The following is a 24,216-nucleotide window of genomic DNA, read 5'->3' on the forward strand; positions in this document are numbered from 1 at the left end:
ATTTCTCATTTCTTTCAAAGTAAAGTAAGATAAACTCAAAGGGGGTGTCGAGATGCTGAATATGTACTTTGTTTTTGGCGTACCTATTTTTTTACTGTTCCTTTATGCAACAATTGCTTATGTAAGAAAAAGAACTACGATTCATTATTTAGGATTTATTCTCCTGATTATTTCAGGTTTCATGCTTGTCTTCAACCTTCAGACTTGGCAGCAAGCGCTTCTTGAAATGGATAAAATGACTCCACATGCTTTGTCTAAAATGATTGGCTACCCTGTCTATCTGATTTGGCTTCCCATTTTCATTTCTGGTTGCTTAGTTTTATTAAATATTTATCGCGGTGTACGCCGAATATTTCTCTTACGCAAAACAAAATAACAGGCAGAAATCGGTTGAACCCGATTTCTGCCTGTTTTCTCAATTCAAATGCATACCGATCCCTGGTCCTAACGGTAGTTGGAATACATAATAGAGAATAAATAAAATGATCCATGTGATAGTTAGACTTACAGCATGTGGCAGCATTATGGAAATAATCGTTCCGACACCGGTTTTCTTTTGATATTTCGTGGCAAATGTGACGATCAAAGCAAAATACGGCATCAGTGGCGTAATAATATTGACAGGAGAATCAGCTACTCGATAAGCAGCCAAAACAGCTTCTGGAGCTACTCCCAACTGATAGAGTAATGGAACAAATATTGGGGTTAAAATAGCAAATTTTGGTATCGCTCCCACTAAAATAAAATCAAGAATAAGTGCTAGTGCTAAGAAACTAAGTAACAAGGCTAAGCTGCTCAAATTCATATCTTCAATAATCGTGGCTGAATTGACTGCCCAAACAGTACCTAAATTAGTAAAATTGAAATATGAAATGAATTGGCTAATGATTAACAATAAGAAAATCATCCCACCTAAGTTGCTGAATACTTTAATAATCGGATTTACTACATCCAAACTCGTTTTGACTTTTCCAACTGCCTTTCCAAAACATATCCCTGGAATCAAAAATGAAATCAAGATCAAAGCGATTAAACTATCCATAAAAGGTGTAGAACCAATCAATTCATCAGTTTCAGGATGGCGAAGTGGGGCACCACTTGGTATCGTAATCAACAGGATAAATGCCAGTACCACTAATCACTACTAAGATGGTTGATGCAATCGAAAAATAAAAATTTGCCATTAAATCAACAGAGTAGGATGGATTAATGATATGTACTGCATCATTTAATATTTCGGTAAGCATACCATCCACTGGCGTAATAACTAAGTTGACTCCAAATCCTCCTGAAACACCTGCAAAGGCAGCAGATAAACCTGCTAAAGGATGTCGCCCGACTTTATAAAATACTGCTGCACCTAATGGAATCAATACTAGATACCCAGCATCAGAGGCAATACTCGACATTACGCCAAGAAGTACTAGTACCGCTGTCAGACTAGATTTTGGTACTACCTTTACCAGCTTTCGAATCATCGCACCGATTAAGCCAACCTCTTCTGCAAATCCTACGCCTGCCATCGCCACTAAAGTGACTCCAAGAGCCTGAAAGCTCATCAGATTTGAGACGATCGAAGTCAACATAAAACGGATCCCTTCACCACTCAACAAACTTTTTACATGTGTAGTAGTAAGCTCTAGTGCTCCTGTTTCAGCATTAATAGCATCAAACGTAACGTGTTGACCCATTAGATAAAAAATATGAGACAGTACTCCTACAATAACGATCAAAATTAAGAATATAATAGCTGGATGGGGCACCTTGTTCCCTAGTTTTTCTACTGTATCTAACACTTTATCTAATCTAGAATGTTTTTCTTTTGGCATCTATTCTCCTCCTTTTTCAAACCAGATGAAAGAAAAACAAGCTTTTTCTATGGAATCTTTTTTCATTCATCTGGTTCATTTTTATTTTTAGAATCTTCTTTACTTCAAAGAAATTGCCGTCTTATTCTCTGCAATCTTTCAAACTTTCATGAATATTCTTTTTTACTGAAGGATACAAGCGTTACGAGTGTGAAAATAGTTACGACTGATTGGGAACGTTTTTTCTATGAATACGTTTATTTAACCAAACGATAGATTGCTTCAGCGTAAATAGCTGTTGCTTTCAAAATATCTTCTACGTACATATATTCATTTGGCTGATGCATTACATTTTCTCTACCAGGAAATAAACTACCGTACGCACATCCTTTTTCCAAGATTCGTCCATACGTACCTCCACCAATTGTTTGTTCGTAACCTTTTTCCCCAGTATGTTTTTCGTAAACAGACAATAATGTTTGGATGAATGGATCATCTCCTGAAACATAATGCGGAGTCTTGATGTCTCCAACTATCGAAATTGATACTGATTCATTTTGAAGGACAGTTAGCAAGGATTCTTGAATTTTTTCTTTTGTGATCCCTTTTGGATGACGAATATTAAGAATGATCTTTTTCTCTCCTTCTTGTTGATAAATGAATACATTAGCACTTGAAGTCACTTTTCCCATCACGTCATCTTCATAATCGACCATTAACCGATGCCCATTAAAGTCTTCATGCAGATAATTGGCAATGACAGAAAGATAAGCAGATCCTGAGCTGTCTAATGGATATTGATGCAAAAAGTCGGCGAGATAAGTTCCCGCATTGATACCAAATTTTGGTTCTTGGGCATGTGCAGCTTTTCCATACAGAACGAAGGATGCTTCTCCTTCCTTATATTCAAAAGTCCCTTTCAATTTTTTGTCATCTAGATATTTTGTATATCCAGTTTCTAAAGAAGATAACTTTTCCAAATCAGGAATTTCCAAGACGGCTATTGCCTCGCTTGGTACCATATTTGCACGCAAACCAGAAGAGAATCTTTTCAGTTGCATTTTGTCTGCCTTTTCTTCCTTCAAAGTAAAACTCAACTCGAAAGATAAGATCCCTTTTTCACCATTAATGATTGGGAAATTGGCATCTGGCGAAAATCCAAATGCTGGCATTTCTTCTTTTTCCATATAACGATGGATACCTATCCACTCACTCTCTTCATCTGTTCCGAAAATGAATCGAATTTTTTTCGATGTTGATAATTGCAGTTCTTTGATAATTTTCATCCCATAATAGGCAGCAATACAAGGACCTTTGTCATCACTTGAACCTCTTGCGAACAATTTCCCTTCTTTGATGATTGGTTCGAACGGATCAGTTGCCCACCCTTCTCCTGGCGGTACGACATCTACATGTCCTAAGATACCAAGTGCTTCTGCTGTTTCTTCCCCATATTCTATATGTCCGGCTAGATTATCAATGTTTTTAACTCTGAAGCCATCTCTTTCCCCAAATGACAGTACTTTTTTCAATGCTAAAGCAGGACCAGCGCCTAGTGGATATTCATCTGTCTGATGTTCGATATCCCTTACACTATTGATGCGTAGCAATTCACTTAAATCCTCTAGCAACATCTCTTTTCTCTTTTGTGCTTCTTGCAACCAGTTTATTTCCATAAGATCCTCCTTGGTAGAAATGACTTAATTTCTTAACGGGTATTTATGGTCAAAAGTTTGTTTCCAATGAATTTCAAATCATTTTTTGCTATCTACGTTTCAAATAAAGGTAAAACGGGATACCAGCAAGTGTCAATGCAATCCCCATCGAAGCTAAAAAAGTTTGAGTGATAAGTGTGCTTGATACAATAAAGGTTCCTCCAATGATTGCTACTAATGGGATAAACGGATACATCGGAACTTTATATGGTCGAATCAGATCAGGTTCTTTTTTACGAAGAAGAATGACACCAACAAAGACCATCGTATAAAAAATCCAAATGACAAAGATCAGCATATCCGTTAGTGTATCAAAACCACCGACCATCATCATGCCAATAGCGATGACTAGCTCTAAGATACCTGCGGCTACAGGAACTTTAGTTTTATCATGAAGTTTAGCAAAAAGCTTGCTAAAAGGCAGATTGTTTTCTTTTGCCATAACATAAGGAAGACGCATTCCAGTAAGGGTATAGCCATTGATAGTTCCATAAACAGAAATCAAGATACCAACTGTGACCAGTTTTCCACCAAAGCCGCCAAAAATCATTTTTGCAACATCACTTGCCGCATTGCTGTTTCCTACGACTCCGTCGATAGATGCGGTTCTTAAGAACACCGCATTTACTAATAAATAAACGATCATGATTCCGATGATTCCTAAAGAAATGGCTTTTGGCAAATCTTTCGCCGGCTTTTTCAATTCTCCCGAAATATTTCCTACGTGTATCCAACCGTCGTATGCGAACATCGTTGCTAGTAAGCCAGCTCCCAAAGCAGAGAAAAATGAAAGGTTTTCTCCTGCTTGGATCGGAAACAGTTGGAAGTCTACTCCTTCTTGTCGGAATAAACCGAAAATAACGATCACAAACAAAGGAATGAGTTTGCAGATAAGCGTAATCGACTGAAAAGCTCCTCCAGCTTTAGAACCTAAAAAATTGATCAGCATGATCGATACAGCAGCTGTAACAGCTACAGGAACAATCATCGACTGGGAAAGATCAAATAAATTGACGAACTGTGTACCGAAAATGATCGACAAGGCTGCTACATTTGCTGGAAAATAAATCACGACTTGAGCCCAGCCAAGTAAAAATGCTGCTGTATTTCCATAAATCCGTTCGATATATTTGATCATCCCGCCTGTTTCAGGAATAGCCGCTGCCAATTCAGCTCCTGTCAGTCCTGCACAAACAGAAATCACACCACCTAGAAACCAGGAAAACATATGCAAACTGACGGTACCTGTTACTTCTGCTACGCTTGCGGCTTTGAAAAACACCCCTGCACCGATCACTGTGCCCATAACAGTCGATAAAGCAGTGAAAAAACCCATCGTACGCTTCAATTCATTTTCCGTTTTTACTTCCTTTACTGGCGTGGCTTGATATTCTTCCATTACTTACCTCCTTCCATACCATAGCCAAAAAGTATAGAAACCTTTTTGGCTATAGTTCTTGTTTTATACCGTCTCTGCTAATTTTTCTCTCAGTTTTTCCAACATATCCTTTGTCATTGCATCTAAATCGTATTTTGGTAAAAAGTCCCATTCCTCTTGCGCACAAGAAACATCTAGTGAGTTTGGCCAAGATTCTGCTATCGATTGACGCACAGGATCGACATCGTAATCCATTTTAAAATCTGGTATGATTTTTTGAATAGATGCTTTGATTTCTTCAGGCTCAAAAGACATTGCCGATATATTAAAGGCATTTCGATGAACTAGTCGATTAGGGTCTGCGTTCATGAGCTTTATAATGGCATCGATCGCATCTGGCATATACATCATATCCATTGATGTACCTTGATCAATGAAACTAGTGTACTTTCCTTCTTTGATTGCTGAATAATAAATATCGACTGCGTAGTCTGTCGTACCGCCTCCCGGCAAGGTCGCATAAGAAATCAATCCAGGGAAACGGACACCACGAGTATCTACGCCATATTTCACATAATAATAATCACATAGTAGTTCTCCAGCTACCTTCGTTACCCCATACATGGTTGTAGGGCGCTGAAGGGTATCTTGTGGGGTATGATCTTTTGGAGTATTTGGACCAAACGCGCCGATTGAACTTGGCGTAAAAAATTTCAGCTGGAATTCTTTAGCGACTTCCAATGCATTGACCAGCCCAGTCATGTTCAAATCCCATGCTAACTGTGGTTTTGCTTCCGCAACAGCTGACAAAAGAGCAGCCAAATGGATCAATGTGTCCACTTGATATTGTTCTGCTATGCTGCGCATTTTTTCGTAATCCATTACATCTAGGATCTCAAAGATATCGTTTTTCCCAATGACTTCAGGCATGCGTATATCTGTCGCAATGACATTTTCACTGCCTAGTTCTTGACGTAGCCGTGTGATCAACTCTGAACCAATTTGTCCTAAACATCCTGTCACCAATACTTTTTTCATGATGATCCTCCCTGATCTTTTTTTACTACTATCTTCAGATGATTAACAATATATGCGTGAACATGTTCTCTAATTTTAAATATGCGAAAAAACTAAATTAGTTAAATAATTTCCATTTCTTTTCCTATTTTTTGATAAACCGCTACTGCTTCATCAAGCATTTCCTTTGTATGTTCCGCAGTCGGCATATTTCTGATTCTGCCTGTCCCCAGAGGAACAGTTGGATAAACGATTGGTTTAGCATAAATCCCATGTTCGATCAGTTTCTTAGAGAAAGTCTGAGTCACTTTTTCATCTCCTAAAATAACTGGAGTGATAGGTGTTTCAGACACACCGATGTTATAGCCGACTTTTTTCAATTCTTCTTTAAAATAATTAGCATTTTCCCAAACTTTTTCGACAAGTTCCGGATGTTCCTGCATCAAAGAGATCGAAGCCAACGCAGATGCAGCTGCTCCAGGAGTTAGCGAGGTAGAAAATAGAAATGGCCGGCTTCTGGCTTTCAACCAGTCAATCAGTGTTTTTGAACCAGCTACATAACCCCCAACAACACCTACAGCTTTCGATAACGTACCCATTTGCATATCAATTTTGTCGCTTAATCCAAAATGTTTGACGGTTCCTGCACCTTTTCCAGTTACACCTGAGCCGTGCGCATCATCTACATAGGTGATGAGTCCATATTTTTCGGCGATCGGGATGATTTCCGGCAATCGCGCAATGTCTCCATCCATGGAGAAAACCCCATCTGTGATATACATGATTTTTTTATATTTCTTACTTTCTACGGCTTCCTTCGCTTTATTCTCAAGGTCTTCCATATCTTGATGTTTGACTCGGATGATTGTTGCTCCGGATAAACGGTAGCCATCAATGATAGATGCATGGTTTAATTCATCCGATAAGATAGCATCTTCTTTGGTCATTACTGCAGAGATAGCGCCCATATTACAGTTGAATCCAGATTGAAAGGCGATTGCAGCTTCTGTCCCTTTGAATTCTGCGATTTTTTCTTCTAATTGTTGATGGATCTTCAGCGAGCCATTGATTGTTCGGACTGCACCTGCTCCTACGCCATAAGTTTCAGTTGCTTCAATACATGCTTTTTTCAATTCTTTGCGATTGGCAAACCCGAGGTAATTGTTGGATGCCAGATTGATCATCTTTTTTCCGTCTACGATGATACAAGCACCATTTTCACTTTCTAGTATATCGATCGTGTTGTACAATCCCTTTTCTTTCAGTTGCTCCAATTCTTTCTCCAAATACATCGTTAACTCTTTGGAAGACATGGCCTCCACCTCCATATTCATCTGTCTTGCAGAACATACCAAACATATATCGTGTCATTCATCTACGAAGCAAGTATGCCACACGATTGGTAACGCTTACATTAATTATGAGAGTTATTTAACCATATTTTTTATTTACTGCATCTTTTTACTTTCCAAGAACTTGTATAGTATGAAAAGTTAACTTTTATATAATAGTGGTATTTTGATTTACCTAGAAAGAAAACACAACAAAACCATTGATAGAAGCTAGCTAGATAAAGTCTAGTATATTCTGAATTTTTAAACTATTTCTCGCATAGACCAATAAAAAATAAAAAAATAAGCAAAAAGCTTTCATCTTTATTTATCAGCAATTTTTAATCTTATTATCTGATCATTTTTTCACAAAATATTTATATTGAATTTGAAAAAAAGACTGTGATAAATGTCTTATCACAATCCCTTCTTCCGAATAAACGGTGTTCTCCTGCCAACTCCTCGGACACAATCTCCATCATTTTTTGTTATTTTTAATCCAATTATCTGGTGTGAAAGATGGATCGTCAATAGACCACTCTAGAAAAAATTCTTCTAAAAATTCACGCATAAAGCCTTCTCTACGTTTGGCTTCTTTGTATCCGTAATCAGTGTTCATTTTATCAGGCAGCAAGAACAGTTTTTCATAAAAATGATTGATCACTGTCGTGCCTTTTCGGTAATTTTTTTTATCCTTGAATGTTTGTGGATACAGTTCAGAATCAAAAATCGGGTGTCCATGTCCTCCACCGAAATAAGCAGTTCGCAAAATGCCGATTGCTCCTAACGCTTCGATACGATCAGCATCTTGAACGATCTTCCCTTCCAAAGATAGTTCGACTGCTTCAGAGAGATTTTTAGAAAAGGACATATTTTCGATAATGGCAAAAATCATTGAAATCTGTTCCTCTGTGATTGGCAAAGAGCGAAGAAATACACGAAGTTGTTGCTTTGCTTCGTTCTCATCTTTAACGACTTTATCATCAATCGTATCATGCAAGTAAGCTGCTGCAAGCGTCACAAAACGGTCTGCCTGCGGTTCCGTATCCAAAATTCTCTCTGCTAGCTTGACGACTCTTTTGGTATGGTCGCTTCCATGTCCCGTTTGATCATGTGCTAATTGTTCCATGCTATAATCAGCGATTACTTGTAATTTATCCATCCAGTCCACTTCTTTCTTAAGTAAATAGCTGAAAACATCTAATCGATTAGATGAATTCCAGCTATCTTTATAAATAGGTTTTATTTTACCTGATATACATTGAAATATAGCTCTCTCATGTAATCGATCAGATATTGCGGATTAAGTGGTTCATGCGTTGCATCCATAATCAATTGATTTGGCTTTCTAGATGCACCATATTGATGGATATGCTCTGACATCCAATTTTTGATTGGAGAGTAATCATCTGACGCTAGAACATTTTCCACATCTATTTCTTGCTGCAAAGAATGAAGTAATTGTGCCGCATACATGTACCCCAATGCATAAGATGGAAAATAACCAAAGCTTGCACCTGACCAATGAACGTCTTGTAGGATACCTTCCACATCATTTGTTGGTCGTATTCCCAGATACTCTTCATATTTTTGATTCCATATTTCAGGTAATTCAGCAACACCTACGCCTTCATTGAAAATCATTTTTTCGATTTCATAACGAATGATGATATGGAGAGGGTAAGTCAAACTGTCTGCCTCGATACGAACCAAACTTGATTGTGTATGTTTCAATGAACGATAAAACTTGTCAAAAGGAATATCATCGAATGTTCCTTCTGCACATTCCTGGAAGAAAGGATATTGCTTTTTCCAGAAGCTGCGACTACTTCCCACAATGATCTCATTAAACAACGATTGTGATTCATGAATACCCATTGATGTACCTTGATAAATTGGTGTATAAGCATATTTATCATCGATGTCTTGTTCATACATTCCATGACCAGCCTCGTGGATCACTCCAAAAACAGCCATTTTGAAATCTGTTTCGTTCCAGCGTGTCGTGATCCGTGCATCATTTGGATTGATTCCAGTCATAAATGGGTGGACAGTATCATCTAGACGACCACGACTAAAATCATAACCAAGTTGTTCGATCACTTTTACTACAAATCTCTTCTGTTGTTCCTTTGTCATTCTCCGATTTAAGAAGTCTGTTTCAGGTTCCGTCCCTTTTTCTTGGAGCGTACGGCGGATCGTAAGAATTCCTTCTTTGAGTTGATCAAATACCTTATCGAGGATTTCAACAGTCATCCCAGGTTCATATTGGTTCAGCAAAACATCATAATCTGTCTTTTCTTCTTTTTTCCAATAAGGTATCAATTGTTTTGTCAATTCGATATTTTGGTTCAATGCTTCTTGAAAATCAGAAAACTGTTGTGTTTCTCTAGCTTTTTGCCATTGACCATGAGCGGAAGAAACAGCAGCTGTATATTTTCTCATGAGATCTTCCGGTACGCGATGTTCTAAATCATACTCTTCTTTTACTTTGTCAAAAACGGACGTTCCGACTTCCGATAATTCTTCCGGATGTTCAGAAAAATAGCGAATGGCTTCTTTAATTTTTGGACCGATCTTTTTTGAAAAATAAATACTGTAAAGATAGCTATCTACTTCACTCCGGTATGCACTAGCTTTTTCTGGCATACCTGTTTGTGTATCCCAATCGAGGATTCCTAAAGCTTGTTGTAGAAGATTGATTTCTTTTACTTCTTGTAAAAACTCTTTTTCTTTCATTCCCTATTCCTCCAAACATCCAATTGAATGAATCAATTAGTCATATTATTCGTCTTTCTCTTTTTTTCTGGGCGGACGAGTTCCCCAATACTGGAACAGATCCGTACGCAAAGCGCCATTATACAATTTTCTTTTTTTGGTTGCTTTTTGTCCGTAAAATTCCTCAAACGCTAAGTCGCTAGTCAAGATATATTTACTCCATGTTTTTAATGGACGGAATACATCGCCCATTTCTTTATATAATTTTCGAACGGTTTCTTCTTCTCCTAGTCGTTCTCCGTATGGCGGATTAGCAACGATGACCCCATATTCTTTATCTGTCTTGAAGTCTTTAACTGCTTGTTGTTTAAAGACAATCGAAGAGCCTAGTCCGATTTCTTCTGCATTGGCTTTGGCAATTTCAATCATTCGTCCATTGATATCTGAACCAGTAATATCTAATTCAATATCATAATCTGCTTTTTCTTCTGCTGCTGATCGAACCTCTTCCATGATTTCCTGACTGAACCAGTCCCAAGATTCGCAAGCAAACTCGCGATTGAATCCTGGTGCGATATTATGGCCTATTAAGGCTGCTTCAATACAAAGCGTACCTGAACCACATACAGGATCATAAAATGGACGATCTTTCCGCCAATTTGTCAGCATCACAAGCGCGGCCGCCATGTTTTCTTTCAATGGTGCACCACCTTTTTCTAAGCGATAACCGCGTTTGAATAAACTTGGTCCTGTCGTATCCAAAGTTACCATCACATGGTCTTTCAGCAAAGCTACTTCCAATTGGAAATGTGCGCCTGTTTCCGTCAATGGAACAGAAGCTGGACGATGGTAATACGTACGAAGACGTTCAACGATTGCTTTTTTTGTGATCGCCTGACAATCAGGTGTACTATACAGTTTCGACTTGATCGATTTTCCAGCTACAGGGAAAGCTGCATCTAGTGGAAGAAAATCTTCCCAAGGCAATGCTTTTACGTTTTCAAACAATTCATCAAACGTATACGCATCGAATTCCCCAACCACGATTTTCACTCGATCTGCTGTACGTAACCATAAATTAGCTGTAGCGATCGTTTCCATTGTTCCTTCAAATCGTGCACGTCCGTTCTCAACTTGGCATTCGATTCCAAGATCTCTTAATTCTTTACCAACCAGCGCTTCGAGACCGCTTGCCGCAGTTGCGACGAGGTTGAACTTCCTGTTTTTTTCCATACATAATCTCCTTATTTATAAAAAAAGGGGGGTGGGACATCAGTCAGTCCTACCCCACGCTTTTACTCAAACTCCGAATAACCGGTGACACAAAAGCCTGTTTTGCAATAAGAACAACATACTTTTGTCACGACCTTATTCCCTGATGTTTGCGGTTTTCTATAAGCCATGTTCTGTACTTTGCTTTTCCAGGGAGAAAAAGCAAAGCGGTAACCATCTATCTGCAGTTGTACTGCCTTTTTGTCTTGTTCTTCTTCCAGACAAAAAGCGCCCCTACCATTGTTTGGGTTGCTCGCTCGAGGGGTTTACCGCGTTCCACCGGATGGGTTTCCCCAGCCGCTTCGTCACTGTGGCACTTTCAAGGATACTTAAGCATAGCCGAAGCCTTAGCTTGTTTTCCTGCCGTTACTCCAAAGAGTACCTTAGCTTATGGTTTCGCTAAGCACGAACACTACAGGCATCACAGCCTGTGCGAGCATGGACTTTCCTCAGCCTGATCAAGTCAGACCGCGATTACCCGAAAACCGCAAATTCATTAGTCAAAAATTAAAATTGACGTGTTTTTTCATTATCATCTAAGCTTGTATCTGCATTTGTGTAGTTATTTGGATTAGGTTGTGCTGGTTTGACTGCACTTGCTTGTTGATCAAGCTTTTTACCGAATACTTCACGTTCAAGGTTTGACAAGCGTTTTAAGATATCGAAATTGGTTACTGCTGCGCTCTTCGGTGCTTCTGTTTGCTGCACACGTGTTTGAGCTGCTCCTTGAGTTTTAGATAATTGAGCTACTTTTGCACTCAATCGATCGTTTTCTTCTTGTAAAGCAAGGAGTTCTTTGCTGTAAGTTTCATAATCTTTGATGATATTGTCTAAGAATTCATCAACTTCAACGGGATCATAGCCGCGCATTTTTGTTTTGAATTCTTGTTGTAAAATGTCTTTAGGACTATAAACCAAATTCGCCATATTTACACCTCTAGTTTTCATTTACGTAATAACATTTCTACCTTTTTCATTGTATAGGAAAAAAGTTGATAAATCAAACACAATATCGATTATTCACTAAAATTTTGAAGATCGTCCATACTGATCAGCCGAATTTCGTAGGGATGATCTGCTTGGTAATTCTGTGCATCTTCAAAAAAATACTTCGTTTTCCCAGAGAATTCTTCATCATAGATCAGCAGACAGCCTACTGTATGTTCAAGTATAAAACGAGTATGATTCTTTAGCTGGCTAGGTGATTGGTAGGGTTGATGGCTAACAGCTTCGACATAATCTGCTAATTGTTCTGCTAATTGTTTCTTCTCTTGGTTCCCTTCATTCCAGTTATTACCAAAATCAGCAAAAGGATACAAAATACCAAGGGAAAGTTCCGGATATTCTTCTTTCAATTCCGCTACTGTTTGCACGGTCCATAGTTCAACGCCCAAATTCCCACTGACAAGTATCCATTCCACCCCTTCTTCTGCTAATTGACGGAGTTCCCTTTTTAAAACATTTTTAACAACTTGTATTTTAGGGTCATTTTCTTTAAAAACACCGAGTTCGAAACTTCGATACCCAGACACATAGATTACTTTTGACTTATCCATCTCAGATTCCTTTTCTTTCTATCTGCTTTTTTGCTATAATGTGGCCTAGGAGTGTGATTAAAGATGGTATTGCGCTATCCAAACGGCCAACCTTATTATAAGAATGCCTCTCCCGTCGAAAAAATTCAAGAAAAAAGAAAACAAATCACCGAATTCGGCAATCGGGGGATGCGCTTTGAAGAAGCAATCAATGAAAGTAATGAGTATTATCTTTCCCGCGGGTTGGCAGTTATCCATAAAAAGCCTACCCCTATCCAAATCGTGAAAGTAGACTATCCTAAGAGAAGCGCTGCTGTAATCAAAGAAGCCTACTTTACCCAAGCCTCAACCACAGACTATAATGGCGTCTATCGAGGCTTTTACTTGGACTTTGAAGCAAAAGAAACCAAGAACAAAACATCGTTTCCCTTTAAAAACTTCCATGCCCATCAAATCGAACACATGAAAGCATGCCTCGAACAAAAAGGAGTCTGCTTTGTCTTATTATGGTTTTCGACATTGAAACGCTGTTTTTATTTGAATAGTGTTAATTTGATTGCTTACTGGGATGCCCAAAAGGAAAAAGGACGCAAATCACTGCCTTTATCATTGATCGAAGAACTAGGAATAGAGATCAAAACTGGTATTTCTCCGCGGATTCCTTATTTGGACGCGGTTGATTTCTATTTATCAACATTATCTATTGAAGGAGAAAGCAAGAATGGCAAATGAACAAACTAGAAGCTCTAGACGACAGAAACAGCCTACTCCTAAAAAGAGTGTGAAGAAGAATTCTGGCAAAGGTTCTGGGAAGACTTCTGGACCACATAAAAAAGGATTGTTTATCAAGATTCTTTTAGGCATCCTCTCGTTTTTCTGTATCCTCTTTTTAGCAGGTGTAGGACTGTTCTGGTATTACGCAAAAGATGCGCCCGAATTGACAGATAAAAAATTGGACGCTACCGTATCTTCCAAATTATATACACAAGATGGCGAATTATTCGAAGATCTAGGTGCGGAAAAGCGAGAAAAGATTTCTGCAAATGAATTACCGAAAACATTGGAAGATGCGATCGTGTCAGTAGAGGATCGGCGTTTTTATAAACATATCGGGGTTGACCCTATTCGGATCATCGGTTCTGCCCTTTCTAATTTCACCTCTGGCGGTCTACAAGGCGGAAGTACTTTGACACAACAATTGATCAAACTGTCCTTCTTCTCTACCAGCGCCGAGGATCAGACTCTGAAACGGAAGGCTCAAGAAGCGTGGATGGCTGTAAGATTGGAACAGAAAAAATCGAAACAAGAAATTTTGACCTACTACGTAAATAAAGTGTACATGTCAAATGGTTTGTACGGGATGGAGACAGCTTCTGAGATGTACTTTGGTAAGAAACTATCAGAACTTTCTTTACCACAAACAGCATTGCTTGCTGGAATGCCTCAAGCCCCTTCTGCCTATGATCCTTATGTTTATCCAGATCAGGCGAAGAAAAGACGAGATACTGTTTTGTATACGATGCTTCAAAACGAAAAAATCTCTCAAACAGAATATGATCAAGCTGTCAATGTACCGGTAACGGATGGTTTGCAAGAGCTGACTCAATCTGATGACAACACTAAGATCGTCGATAATTATGTCAAAGAAGTCATCAATGAAGTACAAGAAAAAACAGATAAGAATGTCTACACAGACGGTTTAGAGATCTATACGAATTTGGATCTGGATGCTCAAAAGAAACTATATGATATCGTCAATACGGATCAGTATGTCTCTTATCCAGACGACGAGATGCAAGTTGCCTCCACGCTTATCGACACAAATACCGGGAAAGTCAAAGCCCAGATTGGCGGGCGTCACATCGCAGAAGACGTGACTTTAGGCAACAACTTAGCAGTGAATACTTCCCGTGATTTTGGTTCTACGATGAAACCTGTCACAGATTACGGACCAGCTTTTGAATATTTGAAATATTCTACTGGAAAAACTATCACTGACGCACCGTATAACTATGAAGGCACTTCTACTCCTGTAGGAAACTGGGATAATCAATATATGGGCACCATTACTTTACGCCAAGCACTTTACTTATCCCGTAATGTTCCAGCAGTCAAATTATTCAATGAAGTCGGTTCAGATAAAGTGGCTTCTTTCTTAAAAAATCTTGGGATCGAATACAGTACGATCCATCAATCGAATGCGATCTCTAGTAATACGGAAGAACAAGATGGGACAAAATACGGAGCTTCTTCCTTAAAAATGGCAGCAGCCTATGCGGCTTTCGCCAATGGAGGAACCTATTACAAACCTCAATATGTTAATAAAATCGTCTTCCAAGACGGTACAGAAGAAACTTATGAACCTGATGGAAAAACAGCCATGTCTCCAGAAACAGCTTATATGATCACAGACATTTTAAAAGATACAATCACTGAAGGTACTGGTACGAATGCGCAAATCGCTGGGTTATATCAAGCCGGTAAGACCGGAACATCAAATTATACAGATGACGAGTATGCGAAACTTGGTATTTCTTCTGGTGTATATCCAGATATCCTATTTGCGGGCTATACACCAAATTATTCGATTTCCGTGTGGACAGGTTACAACAATAAAATGACACCTGTCACTTCAGAATCGTCACACGTGGCCTCTGATGTTTATCGCGAGCTTATGCAGTATGTTTCAGCTAACGTGACAAATACAGACTGGGAGATGCCAAGTGGCTTGATTCGTGTGGGCGGTGAACTGTACTATAAGGATCAATATACAGTGAGATCAAATACAGTTGCGCCATCAACAACTATTCCTTCTTCCAGCTATGTCCAGACTCCTGGAAGTTCAACAACAGAGACGACGACTCAAACTAGCTCTACTAGTCAAAGTGAATCAACCGCTGAGTCCTCAACAGAAAGCACGACAGCAGAGACAAGTGAGCCAGCGTCATCAACGACGGTTCCTACTTCTTCATCTGAAGAAAGCTCGACGCCGTCTTCATCTGCTCCTCCTGCTTCTTCCAGTGAACCAGCAACTAGCGAAGCGGATGCTGCAAATGACCATACACCATCCAGTAGCACCTCAGCTTCTGGAAACAGATAGAAAAAAGAAACCACGTCTACAGGCGTGGTTTCTTTTTTAGCGTCTTTTCTTTTAGGCGCATCCGATTTTTCCCATCTTGACATATTGATAGCAAAGGACACACCTCACACTTAGGATTTCTTGCTGTACAATGATATCTACCGAAAAAAATCAGTGTATGATGTGTCTTTACCCATAATTCTTGTGGCACTTTCCGCATCAGTGTTTCTTCTACTTCCATGACCGAGGCATCTAGTTTGCAGATCCTCAGTCGTTTTGAAACACGCTCAACATGGGTATCTACTGCGATTGCTGGTATCCCGAATGCATCTCCTAATACGACATTTGCCGTTTTTCTGCCCACGCCAGGAAGAGACATCAATTCTTCTCTTGTCGTTGGTACTTGTCCGTCGAAACGTTCAATCAGCTGCTGTGCACACGATTTGATATTTTTTGCTTTGTTACGATACAAACCAATCGTTTTTATTTTGAGGATGATTTCATCGATTGAAGCATCTGCTAATGCATCAGGTGTTGGGAAGGAGGCAAACAAATCTGGCGTTGCTTTATTTACTGATACATCTGTCGCTTGGGCACTTAAGATCACTGCAATCAATAACTCAAATGGATTATTGTGTTTCAGTTCTCCGTGTGCTTCTGGGAACATTTCATACATCGTTTCTAGAGCTTCCATTGTCTTTTGTTTGCTTAACATATCCTGCTACTCCTCCAACCAATTTCTCAGCGAAACTTTTGGCAATTCTTCTTGTTGAGTCGGCTGCTCTACTTCTCTTTGAAGAAGTTGCTGTTTCCTTCGTTTTTGGTCTTCTTCTACTTGCTGTTTTGTACGTAGATTTTTTCTTTCCCACGATAGCAAAATGCGGTCAACATAATTAAAACTATAAGCCTGATTCAATACGGCTTCCCGTAGTGCTAGCTTCAAAATTTCCGGCTGATAATGGTCTTCTTCTAGCCATTGACCAATCCGCTGGAACTCGATCGAAGAAAGCGGGCGTCCAAATTCTTGTTCAAATAATTGATACACTGACTGGATTTCTTTTTCTTGTGTTTTTTCTTCGTATTTTTTTTCTTGTGTTTTTAAATACTCACCTAATTGATTATAAATAGGGTAAAGATTATATCGATCTGCTTTTTTACCGTTGACAATCGTCGTTTCTATCTTGATAAATCCATTTGTTACGAGACGATCCAGTATTTGAAAAATCTGATCTTGTTTGATTCCCATATCCATAGCAATCATCTGCAAATCAGGGAAAGTATCTCCTTCAAGCTGTGCCATGTGCAACTGTAGAACAAATAAAAATTCTTCAGATTGCAGACCGATCCTATGATAATTTTTAAGTAAAAGATTAGATATGACTGTTTGTCCAGCGCTTAAGTAATTTTCTAAATTCAACATGATTTCTCCTCCGCTCAATCACAGTATACGTAAAAAAAACATGGGAAGCAAGAACAGGTTTCTTTTCTATTGCTTCACTGATCGGTCAGATTTATAGTGTCGTCTACTTGATTTTTGTTTGTTTATGTTTTTGATGCGCATCTTCACTTTTCGGAATAAATAAATTAAGTAGATTTTGCTATTTCTTATAATGTTGACAAGGAAACAAAATTGCTATACACTATTTTTGTTTCCAAGTTAACATTATTTCATAAAGGAGTTTTTTAAATGTTCAGTTTCACAAATAAACATTCTAAAGTTTTTGGATATATTTCTGTCTTATTCACTGGATTAGGATTTACTATCGTCAGTCCTGTACTTCCTTTTTTAGCGCTGCCTTATTCCCACTCCGCACATCAGCAAGCTTTCTATATCACTTTGCTCATGTCTGTTTATGCTCTAGCTGCCTTCTTATCTGCCCCCATTCTCGGTAGCTTAAGTGATCATTTTGGGCGTCGTCCGATCCTTATTATCAGTTTATTAGGATCAAGTATTGGATATTTGATTTTTGGTTTAGGAAATTCGATATGGATGTTGTTCCTTGGTCGTATCATTGAAGGATTGACAGCAGGAGAAATCTCCACCTTATACGCTTACTTTGCCGACATCACGGAACCTAATGAAAGAACCAAAGTTTTTGGATGGATGGGTGCTTTAGTCGGTATAGGAACAACGCTTGGTCCTATTATAGGTGGTCTATTAGCTGAGTTGGGGAATTCTGTTCCTATATTTATTGGAGCACTCTTTACTTTCTTAAATGCCGTTTATGGCTACACATTTATGCAAGAAAGCCTTCCAATGAAAAAACGTTCAGTAGATTTAAGTTTCTCCCATGTAAGACCTTTTCACCAATTAAAACAATTATTCAAGATTTCATCCGTTATTCCTTTATTGACAGCCGGTTTTGCTGTTTGGTTAGCGGCTGGCTCTCTTCAATCTATCTTTTCTCAATTTTCGATTGACACCTTTCAGTGGAAAGCGGGGTTGGTTGGTTTAAGCTTCTCTTTGATTAGAATCTTGGATATTGTCTCGCAATTGTTCATTATGCCTCGATTGCTCAAAAAAATTTCAGAACAGCAGATCACAAGAATAGGAATGTACAGTGAAATCCTCGCCTATTTATTCATCACATTATCTGGAATTCTTCTACTGCCGATTTTGTTTTTATTTGGGATTATCTGTTATGGTTTTGGCGATTCTATTTTTACTCCTGTATTCAATGGCCAACTATCCAATTCTGTCTCAGAAAACCAGCAAGGTCTTGTAATGGGCGGTACCCAAAGCATACAATCTTTATCGCGCGTCATCGGCCCGCTAATCGCAGGACAGCTTTATCCCGTAGCACCATTTCTTCCGACGATATTCGGGTTTTTGCTTATGATTTTTGCCTATTATTATTACAATATAAAACATTAGTTTCATTTGCTACTTCGTATAAATTCTCTGTATCGACCGATAAAACGAAATACTGTGTCAAATTCTTCTTTTGACATATTTTCAAATACAGCAGCATCTCGCTGGACCCATTTTTGATGGAGCTGCTCGTGTCTATTCCTTATTTTTTGTCCGATTGGCGTCAATTGAAAATAGATTTCTTTTTTATTCTCTTCGCTTTGATAAGTGTTTATGATCCCTCTGGCTATCAGCTTTTTTGTTAACTTACTGATGGCTCCTCTAGTCATATAACTAGCATTCGCTAATTTTGTCACGTTAGGATCAGGGATTTTCCCGATATGTTCAATCACTTCTAGTTCATTTAGCGTAAATCCTGCAAATTCTTTTTCCATTTCTGGTTTATTACGATGAATAATCTCATTAGCTAAATCCAGATATTCTTCTATTAGCAGCTGTCTTTTATCCATTTCTACACCTTCTTTTTCTTTCATTATATTATTTTTTTGTTTCCTAAACAACAAAGTTAAAAGGATTTTGTAGTAAAAAAGAGAATGAAATCAAGAAAAAAGGGGTTTGACAAAAATGTCATAACCCTTTTTTCCGAATAAACGGTGTTTAAACATCATCTTCTGTTTCTAGTTCATACGGCTGTCCTTCATATGTGTACTCCGTATTCAATGTGCCGTCATTTTCATCTGAGTAGATGCGCCGACTGAAAGGAAAACGATGAGAAGCATTATCTTTCGCATCTTCTGCTGGCATCGTATAATATTCCTCTTGTGTTTCATTCAATTGAGAGAGCACTTGCTCCGCCAACTCATCTATATTGATCGTCGACTCTTTCGCAACATTTTTATAATCTTCTAAAAATGCATCTTGTTGGACAAAATATTCTTTATTCATCTTCTTTCTCACCTTTCTTTTCAAGTTCAAGTAAAACTGCTTGTTCTTTTATGTAACAGCTTTATCTTTGTTGCTTATTGTGACAAAAAATGCGAAGAAAGACAACTAATTGTACTTTCACAAAAAGACAGAGGGTCGTGACAAAAAATGCGTCACAACCCTTTTTCCAAAATAAACGGTAATCAGTCAAAACTAAACAGCTCTTTCATAACCGCTCCCGTCTGTCTTTCTTTATTGTGCTGTTTCGATTTCGCCTAGCGCTGCTTGTGCAAGTAGGTTCAAGTAATTCCAAGGACGGTCAAAATGTGGTTGGAAGAAGAAGTCTGAAAGAGCAAGATCTTCTACAGTCATTTTATTTTGAACAGCTAAAGACATAGTATTTGCTGATTGCGTAATGTCGTATTTAGACATGAACTGAGCACCAACGATACGATTTGTGCCTTTTTCATAAACTAACTCCATCATTACTTTTTCGGTAGTCGGCATGAACTCTGGACGATAATTATCTTCAAATACCGTTGCTTGGACTTCTAAATCGTTCAATGTTGCGCTTTCTTTAGTTACTCCTGTCGAGCCAATCGTCCAGCCAAATAGATAAAGTCCTGAAGTTCCTTGAGTCCCACGATACGCCATTTTATGCTCTGTCAAGTTATTTCCTACAAGCAAGCCTTGGCGCACGGCATTTGTTGCCAGAGGAATATAGTTTTGTGTACCACTTGGATTGTAGTTGACTACTGCTGAATCTCCAGCGGCAAAAATGTCTGGATCACTTGTTTGCATGTATTCATTTACTTTGATTGCCCCATTCGGCAGTGTCTCTACTTTTCCTTCGATCAGTTTTGTATTTGGACGGAAGCCCACACATAAAATGACCATATCTGTATCAAATGTATCTGTTGGTGTAGCTACTTGTTTCACTTTTCCTTCTTCATCTGTGATGAATTCAGTGACATTTTCACCTAGTGCAAGAGTGACACCGCGGTCTGTCAATTCTTTTTCTAGGATATCTGTGAATGGTTTATCTAGATATTTATTCAAGATGCGGTCTAACCCATCAATCAATGTTACTTGTTTTCCAGATTCGACAAAAGCTTCGACTAATTCAATACCGATATACCCACCACCAACGATTACTACACGTTTCGCTTCTTTCGCTTGTGCAATGATTTCATTTGCTTGGTTGTAGTTTTTGCATAGGAGTACATTTTTTGCATCAATTCCACTAATCGGTGGGATGATAGGCCATGAACCAGTTGTCATTACTAATTTATCATAAGAAACCGTTTCTGTTTCTCCTGTTTTCAGATCTTTTGCCGTCACTGTTTTGTTTTCTGTATCGACGTCTGTTACATCGTGTTCCATTTTAACTGTTGCTCCTAATGAAGATAATTCTTCAGGGTTTGAGTAGAACAAGCCTGCTGGGTCTTTTACTACTCCGCCGACATAAAGTGCGATACCGCAAGATAAGAAAGAAATATTGTCATTTCTTTCATATACTGTCACTTCTGCTTCTGGATGATTTTTTAAAATACTTTTTACAGCTGCAGTACCTGCATGAGTACAGCCAATTACTACTACTTTCATTTATGGTCCCTCCGATTAACATTTTGTCCTTCGACAAAATTACTATAACAGAAATAAAACGGATACAACAGTTTAATGCTTGTGAATTCACAAAGGTTTATTTGTAGTTTTACTCATTTACAATCATAGAAATCCATTGTTAGCAAGATTCTTATTGTGATAATATTCACTTTAACATTTTTCCTTGTGAATAAAAGACAAAAAAATAAAAAAAAGCTAGCGTTTTTTTACGCAGCCAGCTTTTTTAGGTGTAACACTTGTAGAAACTGTTTTTACATTTGTGCCTTTTTTGCTGATTCTTTACAGTCTGGACAAAGTCCATACAATTCCAGCCGATGTTCGTTAATCTCAAAATCAGTCAGCCTACTCGCAGCCATTTCTATATCTTCTAACCCTGGGTAATGAAAATCAACGATCTTACCACAGTTTTCGCAAATCACATGATAGTGACGCTTTGAGCTGAAATCAAAACGGCTAGAAGCATCGCCGTACTTCATTTCTTGAACAAATCCAATCGAAGTAAACAGACGAAGATTGTTGTAAACGGTCGCAACACTCATGTTTGGGAAACGATGTTCAAGTGCTTTATAAATCTCATCAGCTGTTGGATGGGAATGATGTTCAATCAAATATTCTAAAACCGCGTACCGTTGAGGTGTGATTCGAATGTTCTCTTTTTTTAACTTTTCGATAACCTCTTCGACTAACTTATTTTCCATGTAAACACCCCACGTTGTTATTCTCGTCTTATCATACTATTTTTACATTTTAAAATCCACTTAGCATGAAAAGAAAATTCAATTTTATTGTATTTTAATGAAAAAAAGACGTAAAACAGTCATGTTCACCATTCTACGTCTCTATTCAACTAACTCTTTTCTTATCATAGATTTTTGTGTTTTCTTTTCATCTGTAAAAGCCTTCCACATAAACCTATTTATAGAGAAACAAGTTTACTTACATTTCTTGGTAAAGGGCTGTAGATAAATAACGTTCACCATTGTCGGGAACGACTGCTAATACCTTTTTGCCTTTCCCTAGTTCTTTTGCGACTTTTAATGCGGCAGCAATTGCAGCGCCAGATGAGATACCAACTAAAATTCCTTCTTTTCGTCCGACTTCTCTAGCTGTTTCCATCGCTTCGTCTCCAGTCACGGAAAGGACTTTATTATATACAGAGGTATCCAATGTTTTAGGAACAAAGCCTGTACCGATCCCTTGGATTTTGTGAGGACCTGCTTCTTTTCCTTCTAAAATGGCAGATTCTGCCGGTTCTACCCCTACTAATTCGATCTTTGGATACACACGTTTTAATTCTCGGCCAGCGCCAGTGATTGTCCCGCCTGTCCCGATACCTGCGACAAAAGCGTCCAATCCATTTACTCCAAAGGCTTGATGAATCTCTGGACCAGTCGTTTTTTCATGTACAAGAGGATTTGCTTCATTTTCAAATTGTAATGGTAAAAAGTAGCCATTTTCTTTTGCCAAACGTTCTGCTTCTCTAATGGATCCAGAAATACCATCCACACCAGGCGTCAGAATCAACTCTGCGCCGTATCCTTTCATCAATAAACGTCTTTCGATACTCATCGTCTCAGGCATCACGATAATGACTTTATATCCTTTCGCGACTCCTACCATCGACAATCCGATTCCTGTATTTCCGGAGGTAGGTTCAATGATGGTATCTCCTGGTTTCAGTAATCCATCATGTTCCGCTTTTTCTATCATACTTAGAGCAATCCGGTCCTTTACACTTCCTCCTGGATTAAAAAACTCAAGTTTCACAAATACATCTGCTGAATCTTCTGGTACGATTTTATTTAATTTGACGATTGGCGTTTTACCAATCAATTCGGTGACTGAGTTATAGATAGCTGTCATCTTCAATTCCTCCTTGTCTTTGCTCTTCCCTACTTATCATAATACAATTTGTTCATTTCTGGCGAGTGATTCGTCTTTGACTAGCAAAAAAAAGACAAAGATATACCAGATATGGTAGTTTCTTTGCCTTTTTATCTAAATCACACGTTTAGTTCTTGTCCGACTAATAAAGAATAACTGGACATGGACATGCCGTTTTTCGCCATTAGATCATCAACAGACATGCCAAATTTTTGTGCAATATCCCATAGCGTATCTCCTGATACAACTGTATATGTTTGACTACTATTTGTATCCGCACCTGTTGCCGAAGATGATGATGACGTTGAAGTCGTCGTAGTAGTAGTTGTTGTTGTACTTGTAGTTGTTGTGGTCGCCGAACCAGTTGATGGTGTATCAAAACGGGTTAAATTATAAGTATTAATCAATGAGTTCAATTTGGTTCCATAATCTGGATCGGTAGCGTAACGACCTGTCAAGTACGCTGTTGCATCATAAAAACTTGTTGTATTGCTTTTCCATACACCAGCATAATGATAATCGCCTGTTGAAAAACTGGTTGAACGAAGAACATTTGCATGGTCTTGGAAGGATTCCCAATAAGAAGAATATTTTCGGAATGGTTCATTCATCGTTACCCATTGTCCGTTTACATATTCTTTGGTTGCCATATAAACGACCTGTCCGTTATAGCTTCCTTTTACACCGAACAAATTATAATTGGGCGCACTAGCTAATCCGGAAGTACCATATGCACTTTCCAACAACGCTTGAGCGATCATGACTGAAGCATACAAGTCATTACTTGCAGCAACTTCTGATGCAGACCAGCCGATTTGATCGATAAACGCTTGAGGATCAGCGACTGTTTGAGATCCTTGTTCATCTGCATGAACACTTTGCGGTACCGCTGTAACCATCATCGGCCCAACTAAAAGACTCGTTCCAATTAAAGGAGCAATCGCTTTTTTATTGATCACCATGTTTCTTTTAGGTCTATGGTGTCGGGCACTGCGGGTCTTCAGCTCTTGCATTCAAATTCCTCCTCAAAATAAAAAAACTTAATAAAAAGTTCTCTTCTTAAAACAAACTTAATTAATTAAATTATACTTTTAATTCTCAAGAAACACAAACTAAT

21 protein-coding genes, 1 other RNA gene and 1 pseudogene are annotated in these 24,216 nt (G+C 38.5%); 4 read left to right on the top strand and 19 right to left on the bottom strand.

Going from position 1 to position 24,216, the window contains the following annotated elements; genetic code table 11:
* The first annotated feature begins 52 nt into the window (after positions 1-52).
* On the top strand, positions 53-376 hold the full coding sequence (locus QK255_RS06975; protein WP_002329178.1) for a hypothetical protein: 324 nt from the start codon (positions 53-55) through the stop codon (positions 374-376).
* Positions 377-415: 39 nt separating this feature from the next.
* Here QK255_RS06975 and QK255_RS06980 read toward each other — a convergent pair.
* The 11 genes and pseudogenes from QK255_RS06980 to QK255_RS07030 form a co-directional block, all read right to left on the bottom strand.
* A pseudogene (locus QK255_RS06980) lies at positions 416-1,829 on the bottom strand (AbgT family transporter).
* A 236-nt stretch (positions 1,830-2,065) separates the two neighbouring features.
* Positions 2,066-3,484 carry a dipeptidase PepV gene (gene pepV / locus QK255_RS06985; protein ID WP_002335686.1) on the bottom strand — a complete coding sequence of 473 codons (1,419 nt, stop codon included), beginning with the start codon at positions 3,482-3,484 and terminating at the stop codon, positions 2,066-2,068.
* An 88-nt stretch (positions 3,485-3,572) separates the two neighbouring features.
* Complete coding sequence (locus tag QK255_RS06990; RefSeq protein WP_002329174.1) at positions 3,573-4,922, bottom strand: APC family permease; 1,350 nt, start codon at positions 4,920-4,922, stop codon at positions 3,573-3,575.
* A 63-nt stretch (positions 4,923-4,985) separates the two neighbouring features.
* The gene (locus QK255_RS06995; protein ID WP_002335685.1) at positions 4,986-5,939 is read right to left on the bottom strand and encodes an L-threonine 3-dehydrogenase; all 954 of its coding nucleotides are present in this window, start codon (positions 5,937-5,939) and stop codon (positions 4,986-4,988) included.
* Positions 5,940-6,040: 101 nt separating this feature from the next.
* A complete protein-coding gene (locus QK255_RS07000) occupies positions 6,041-7,231 on the bottom strand; it encodes a glycine C-acetyltransferase (RefSeq protein WP_002335684.1) in 1,191 nt (396 codons plus the stop codon).
* A 496-nt stretch (positions 7,232-7,727) separates the two neighbouring features.
* Positions 7,728-8,411, bottom strand: coding sequence for an HD domain-containing protein (locus QK255_RS07005; protein WP_002329171.1), 684 nt, complete (start codon positions 8,409-8,411; stop codon positions 7,728-7,730).
* 80 nt (positions 8,412-8,491) lie between these two features.
* Positions 8,492-9,988, bottom strand: coding sequence for a carboxypeptidase M32 (locus QK255_RS07010; RefSeq protein ID WP_002342221.1), 1,497 nt, complete (start codon positions 9,986-9,988; stop codon positions 8,492-8,494).
* Positions 9,989-10,033: 45 nt separating this feature from the next.
* Entirely contained in the window at positions 10,034-11,200 is a 1,167-nt protein-coding gene (locus tag QK255_RS07015; protein ID WP_002329169.1) for a THUMP domain-containing class I SAM-dependent RNA methyltransferase, read from the bottom strand.
* A 157-nt stretch (positions 11,201-11,357) separates the two neighbouring features.
* An RNA gene (rnpB, locus tag QK255_RS07020) (RNase P RNA component class B) lies at positions 11,358-11,725 on the bottom strand.
* A 21-nt stretch (positions 11,726-11,746) separates the two neighbouring features.
* Positions 11,747-12,166 (bottom strand): cell division regulator GpsB, encoded by a 420-nt coding sequence (gene gpsB / locus QK255_RS07025; protein ID WP_002295835.1) that lies wholly within the window; start codon positions 12,164-12,166, stop codon positions 11,747-11,749.
* Positions 12,167-12,255: 89 nt separating this feature from the next.
* Complete coding sequence (locus QK255_RS07030) at positions 12,256-12,795, bottom strand: SLOG family protein (protein ID WP_002329168.1); 540 nt, start codon at positions 12,793-12,795, stop codon at positions 12,256-12,258.
* A gap of 63 nt (positions 12,796-12,858) precedes the next feature.
* On the opposite strand from QK255_RS07030, the gene recU reads away from it, so the two are divergent.
* Positions 12,859-13,506: a Holliday junction resolvase RecU gene (gene recU / locus QK255_RS07035; RefSeq protein ID WP_002329167.1), complete on the top strand. Its 648-nt coding sequence runs from the start codon at positions 12,859-12,861 to the stop codon at positions 13,504-13,506.
* Positions 13,496-15,874: a PBP1A family penicillin-binding protein gene (locus tag QK255_RS07040; protein WP_002329166.1), complete on the top strand. Its 2,379-nt coding sequence runs from the start codon at positions 13,496-13,498 to the stop codon at positions 15,872-15,874. Before recU ends, QK255_RS07040 begins: the two co-directional genes overlap by 11 nt.
* Before the next feature lie 16 nt (positions 15,875-15,890).
* Here the strand turns inward: QK255_RS07040 and nth are convergent, their stop codons facing one another.
* Both nth and QK255_RS07050 read right to left on the bottom strand, forming a co-directional pair.
* Positions 15,891-16,568: an endonuclease III gene (gene nth, locus QK255_RS07045; RefSeq protein ID WP_002329165.1), complete on the bottom strand. Its 678-nt coding sequence runs from the start codon at positions 16,566-16,568 to the stop codon at positions 15,891-15,893.
* A gap of 6 nt (positions 16,569-16,574) precedes the next feature.
* On the bottom strand, positions 16,575-17,273 hold the full coding sequence (locus QK255_RS07050; protein WP_002329164.1) for a DnaD domain-containing protein: 699 nt from the start codon (positions 17,271-17,273) through the stop codon (positions 16,575-16,577).
* A 267-nt stretch (positions 17,274-17,540) separates the two neighbouring features.
* Here QK255_RS07050 and QK255_RS07055 point away from each other — a divergent pair, with 267 nt between their 5' ends.
* Complete coding sequence (locus tag QK255_RS07055; protein WP_002329163.1) at positions 17,541-18,728, top strand: tetracycline resistance MFS efflux pump; 1,188 nt, start codon at positions 17,541-17,543, stop codon at positions 18,726-18,728.
* A 2-nt stretch (positions 18,729-18,730) separates the two neighbouring features.
* Here the strand turns inward: QK255_RS07055 and QK255_RS07060 are convergent, their stop codons facing one another.
* From QK255_RS07060 to QK255_RS07085, 6 genes are all read right to left on the bottom strand, one after another.
* Positions 18,731-19,174 (bottom strand): MarR family winged helix-turn-helix transcriptional regulator, encoded by a 444-nt coding sequence (locus tag QK255_RS07060; RefSeq protein ID WP_002329162.1) that lies wholly within the window; start codon positions 19,172-19,174, stop codon positions 18,731-18,733.
* A gap of 148 nt (positions 19,175-19,322) precedes the next feature.
* Positions 19,323-19,610 (bottom strand): DUF5960 family protein, encoded by a 288-nt coding sequence (locus QK255_RS07065; protein WP_002309371.1) that lies wholly within the window; start codon positions 19,608-19,610, stop codon positions 19,323-19,325.
* 231 nt (positions 19,611-19,841) lie between these two features.
* Positions 19,842-21,194: an NADH oxidase gene (locus QK255_RS07070; RefSeq protein WP_002309372.1), complete on the bottom strand. Its 1,353-nt coding sequence runs from the start codon at positions 21,192-21,194 to the stop codon at positions 19,842-19,844.
* Between the two features lie 272 nt (positions 21,195-21,466).
* Positions 21,467-21,913, bottom strand: coding sequence for a Fur family transcriptional regulator (locus QK255_RS07075; protein WP_002289542.1), 447 nt, complete (start codon positions 21,911-21,913; stop codon positions 21,467-21,469).
* 238 nt (positions 21,914-22,151) lie between these two features.
* A complete protein-coding gene (gene cysK, locus QK255_RS07080) occupies positions 22,152-23,078 on the bottom strand; it encodes a cysteine synthase A (RefSeq protein WP_002329159.1) in 927 nt (308 codons plus the stop codon).
* Between the two features lie 140 nt (positions 23,079-23,218).
* A complete protein-coding gene (locus tag QK255_RS07085) occupies positions 23,219-24,112 on the bottom strand; it encodes a glucosaminidase domain-containing protein (protein ID WP_002329158.1) in 894 nt (297 codons plus the stop codon).
* Between the last annotated feature and the right edge of the window lie 104 nt (positions 24,113-24,216).

Source organism: Enterococcus sp. ZQ21 (genome assembly GCF_030053755.1).
Taxonomy (GTDB): Bacteria; Bacillota; Bacilli; order Lactobacillales; family Enterococcaceae; genus Enterococcus_B; species Enterococcus_B lactis.

Excerpts from the sequence above, each read along its gene's own strand:
- QK255_RS06975 (WP_002329178.1), top strand. The coding sequence starts at position 53 with ATGCTGAATATGTACTTTGTTTTTGGCGTACCTATTTTTTTACTGTTC.
- pepV (WP_002335686.1), bottom strand. The coding sequence starts at position 3,484 with ATGGAAATAAACTGGTTGCAAGAAGCACAAAAGAGAAAAGAGATGTTG.
- QK255_RS06990 (WP_002329174.1), bottom strand. The coding sequence starts at position 4,922 with ATGGAAGAATATCAAGCCACGCCAGTAAAGGAAGTAAAAACGGAAAAT.
- QK255_RS06995 (WP_002335685.1), bottom strand. The coding sequence starts at position 5,939 with ATGAAAAAAGTATTGGTGACAGGATGTTTAGGACAAATTGGTTCAGAG.
- QK255_RS07000 (WP_002335684.1), bottom strand. The coding sequence starts at position 7,231 with ATGTCTTCCAAAGAGTTAACGATGTATTTGGAGAAAGAATTGGAGCAA.
- QK255_RS07005 (WP_002329171.1), bottom strand. The coding sequence starts at position 8,411 with ATGGATAAATTACAAGTAATCGCTGATTATAGCATGGAACAATTAGCA.
- QK255_RS07010 (WP_002342221.1), bottom strand. The coding sequence starts at position 9,988 with ATGAAAGAAAAAGAGTTTTTACAAGAAGTAAAAGAAATCAATCTTCTA.
- QK255_RS07015 (WP_002329169.1), bottom strand. The coding sequence starts at position 11,200 with ATGGAAAAAAACAGGAAGTTCAACCTCGTCGCAACTGCGGCAAGCGGT.
- gpsB (WP_002295835.1), bottom strand. The coding sequence starts at position 12,166 with ATGGCGAATTTGGTTTATAGTCCTAAAGACATTTTACAACAAGAATTC.
- QK255_RS07030 (WP_002329168.1), bottom strand. The coding sequence starts at position 12,795 with ATGGATAAGTCAAAAGTAATCTATGTGTCTGGGTATCGAAGTTTCGAA.
- recU (WP_002329167.1), top strand. The coding sequence starts at position 12,859 with ATGGTATTGCGCTATCCAAACGGCCAACCTTATTATAAGAATGCCTCT.
- QK255_RS07040 (WP_002329166.1), top strand. The coding sequence starts at position 13,496 with ATGGCAAATGAACAAACTAGAAGCTCTAGACGACAGAAACAGCCTACT.
- nth (WP_002329165.1), bottom strand. The coding sequence starts at position 16,568 with ATGTTAAGCAAACAAAAGACAATGGAAGCTCTAGAAACGATGTATGAA.
- QK255_RS07050 (WP_002329164.1), bottom strand. The coding sequence starts at position 17,273 with ATGTTGAATTTAGAAAATTACTTAAGCGCTGGACAAACAGTCATATCT.
- QK255_RS07055 (WP_002329163.1), top strand. The coding sequence starts at position 17,541 with ATGTTCAGTTTCACAAATAAACATTCTAAAGTTTTTGGATATATTTCT.
- QK255_RS07060 (WP_002329162.1), bottom strand. The coding sequence starts at position 19,174 with ATGGATAAAAGACAGCTGCTAATAGAAGAATATCTGGATTTAGCTAAT.
- QK255_RS07065 (WP_002309371.1), bottom strand. The coding sequence starts at position 19,610 with ATGAATAAAGAATATTTTGTCCAACAAGATGCATTTTTAGAAGATTAT.
- QK255_RS07070 (WP_002309372.1), bottom strand. The coding sequence starts at position 21,194 with ATGAAAGTAGTAGTAATTGGCTGTACTCATGCAGGTACTGCAGCTGTA.
- QK255_RS07075 (WP_002289542.1), bottom strand. The coding sequence starts at position 21,913 with ATGGAAAATAAGTTAGTCGAAGAGGTTATCGAAAAGTTAAAAAAAGAG.
- cysK (WP_002329159.1), bottom strand. The coding sequence starts at position 23,078 with ATGACAGCTATCTATAACTCAGTCACCGAATTGATTGGTAAAACGCCA.
- QK255_RS07085 (WP_002329158.1), bottom strand. The coding sequence starts at position 24,112 with ATGCAAGAGCTGAAGACCCGCAGTGCCCGACACCATAGACCTAAAAGA.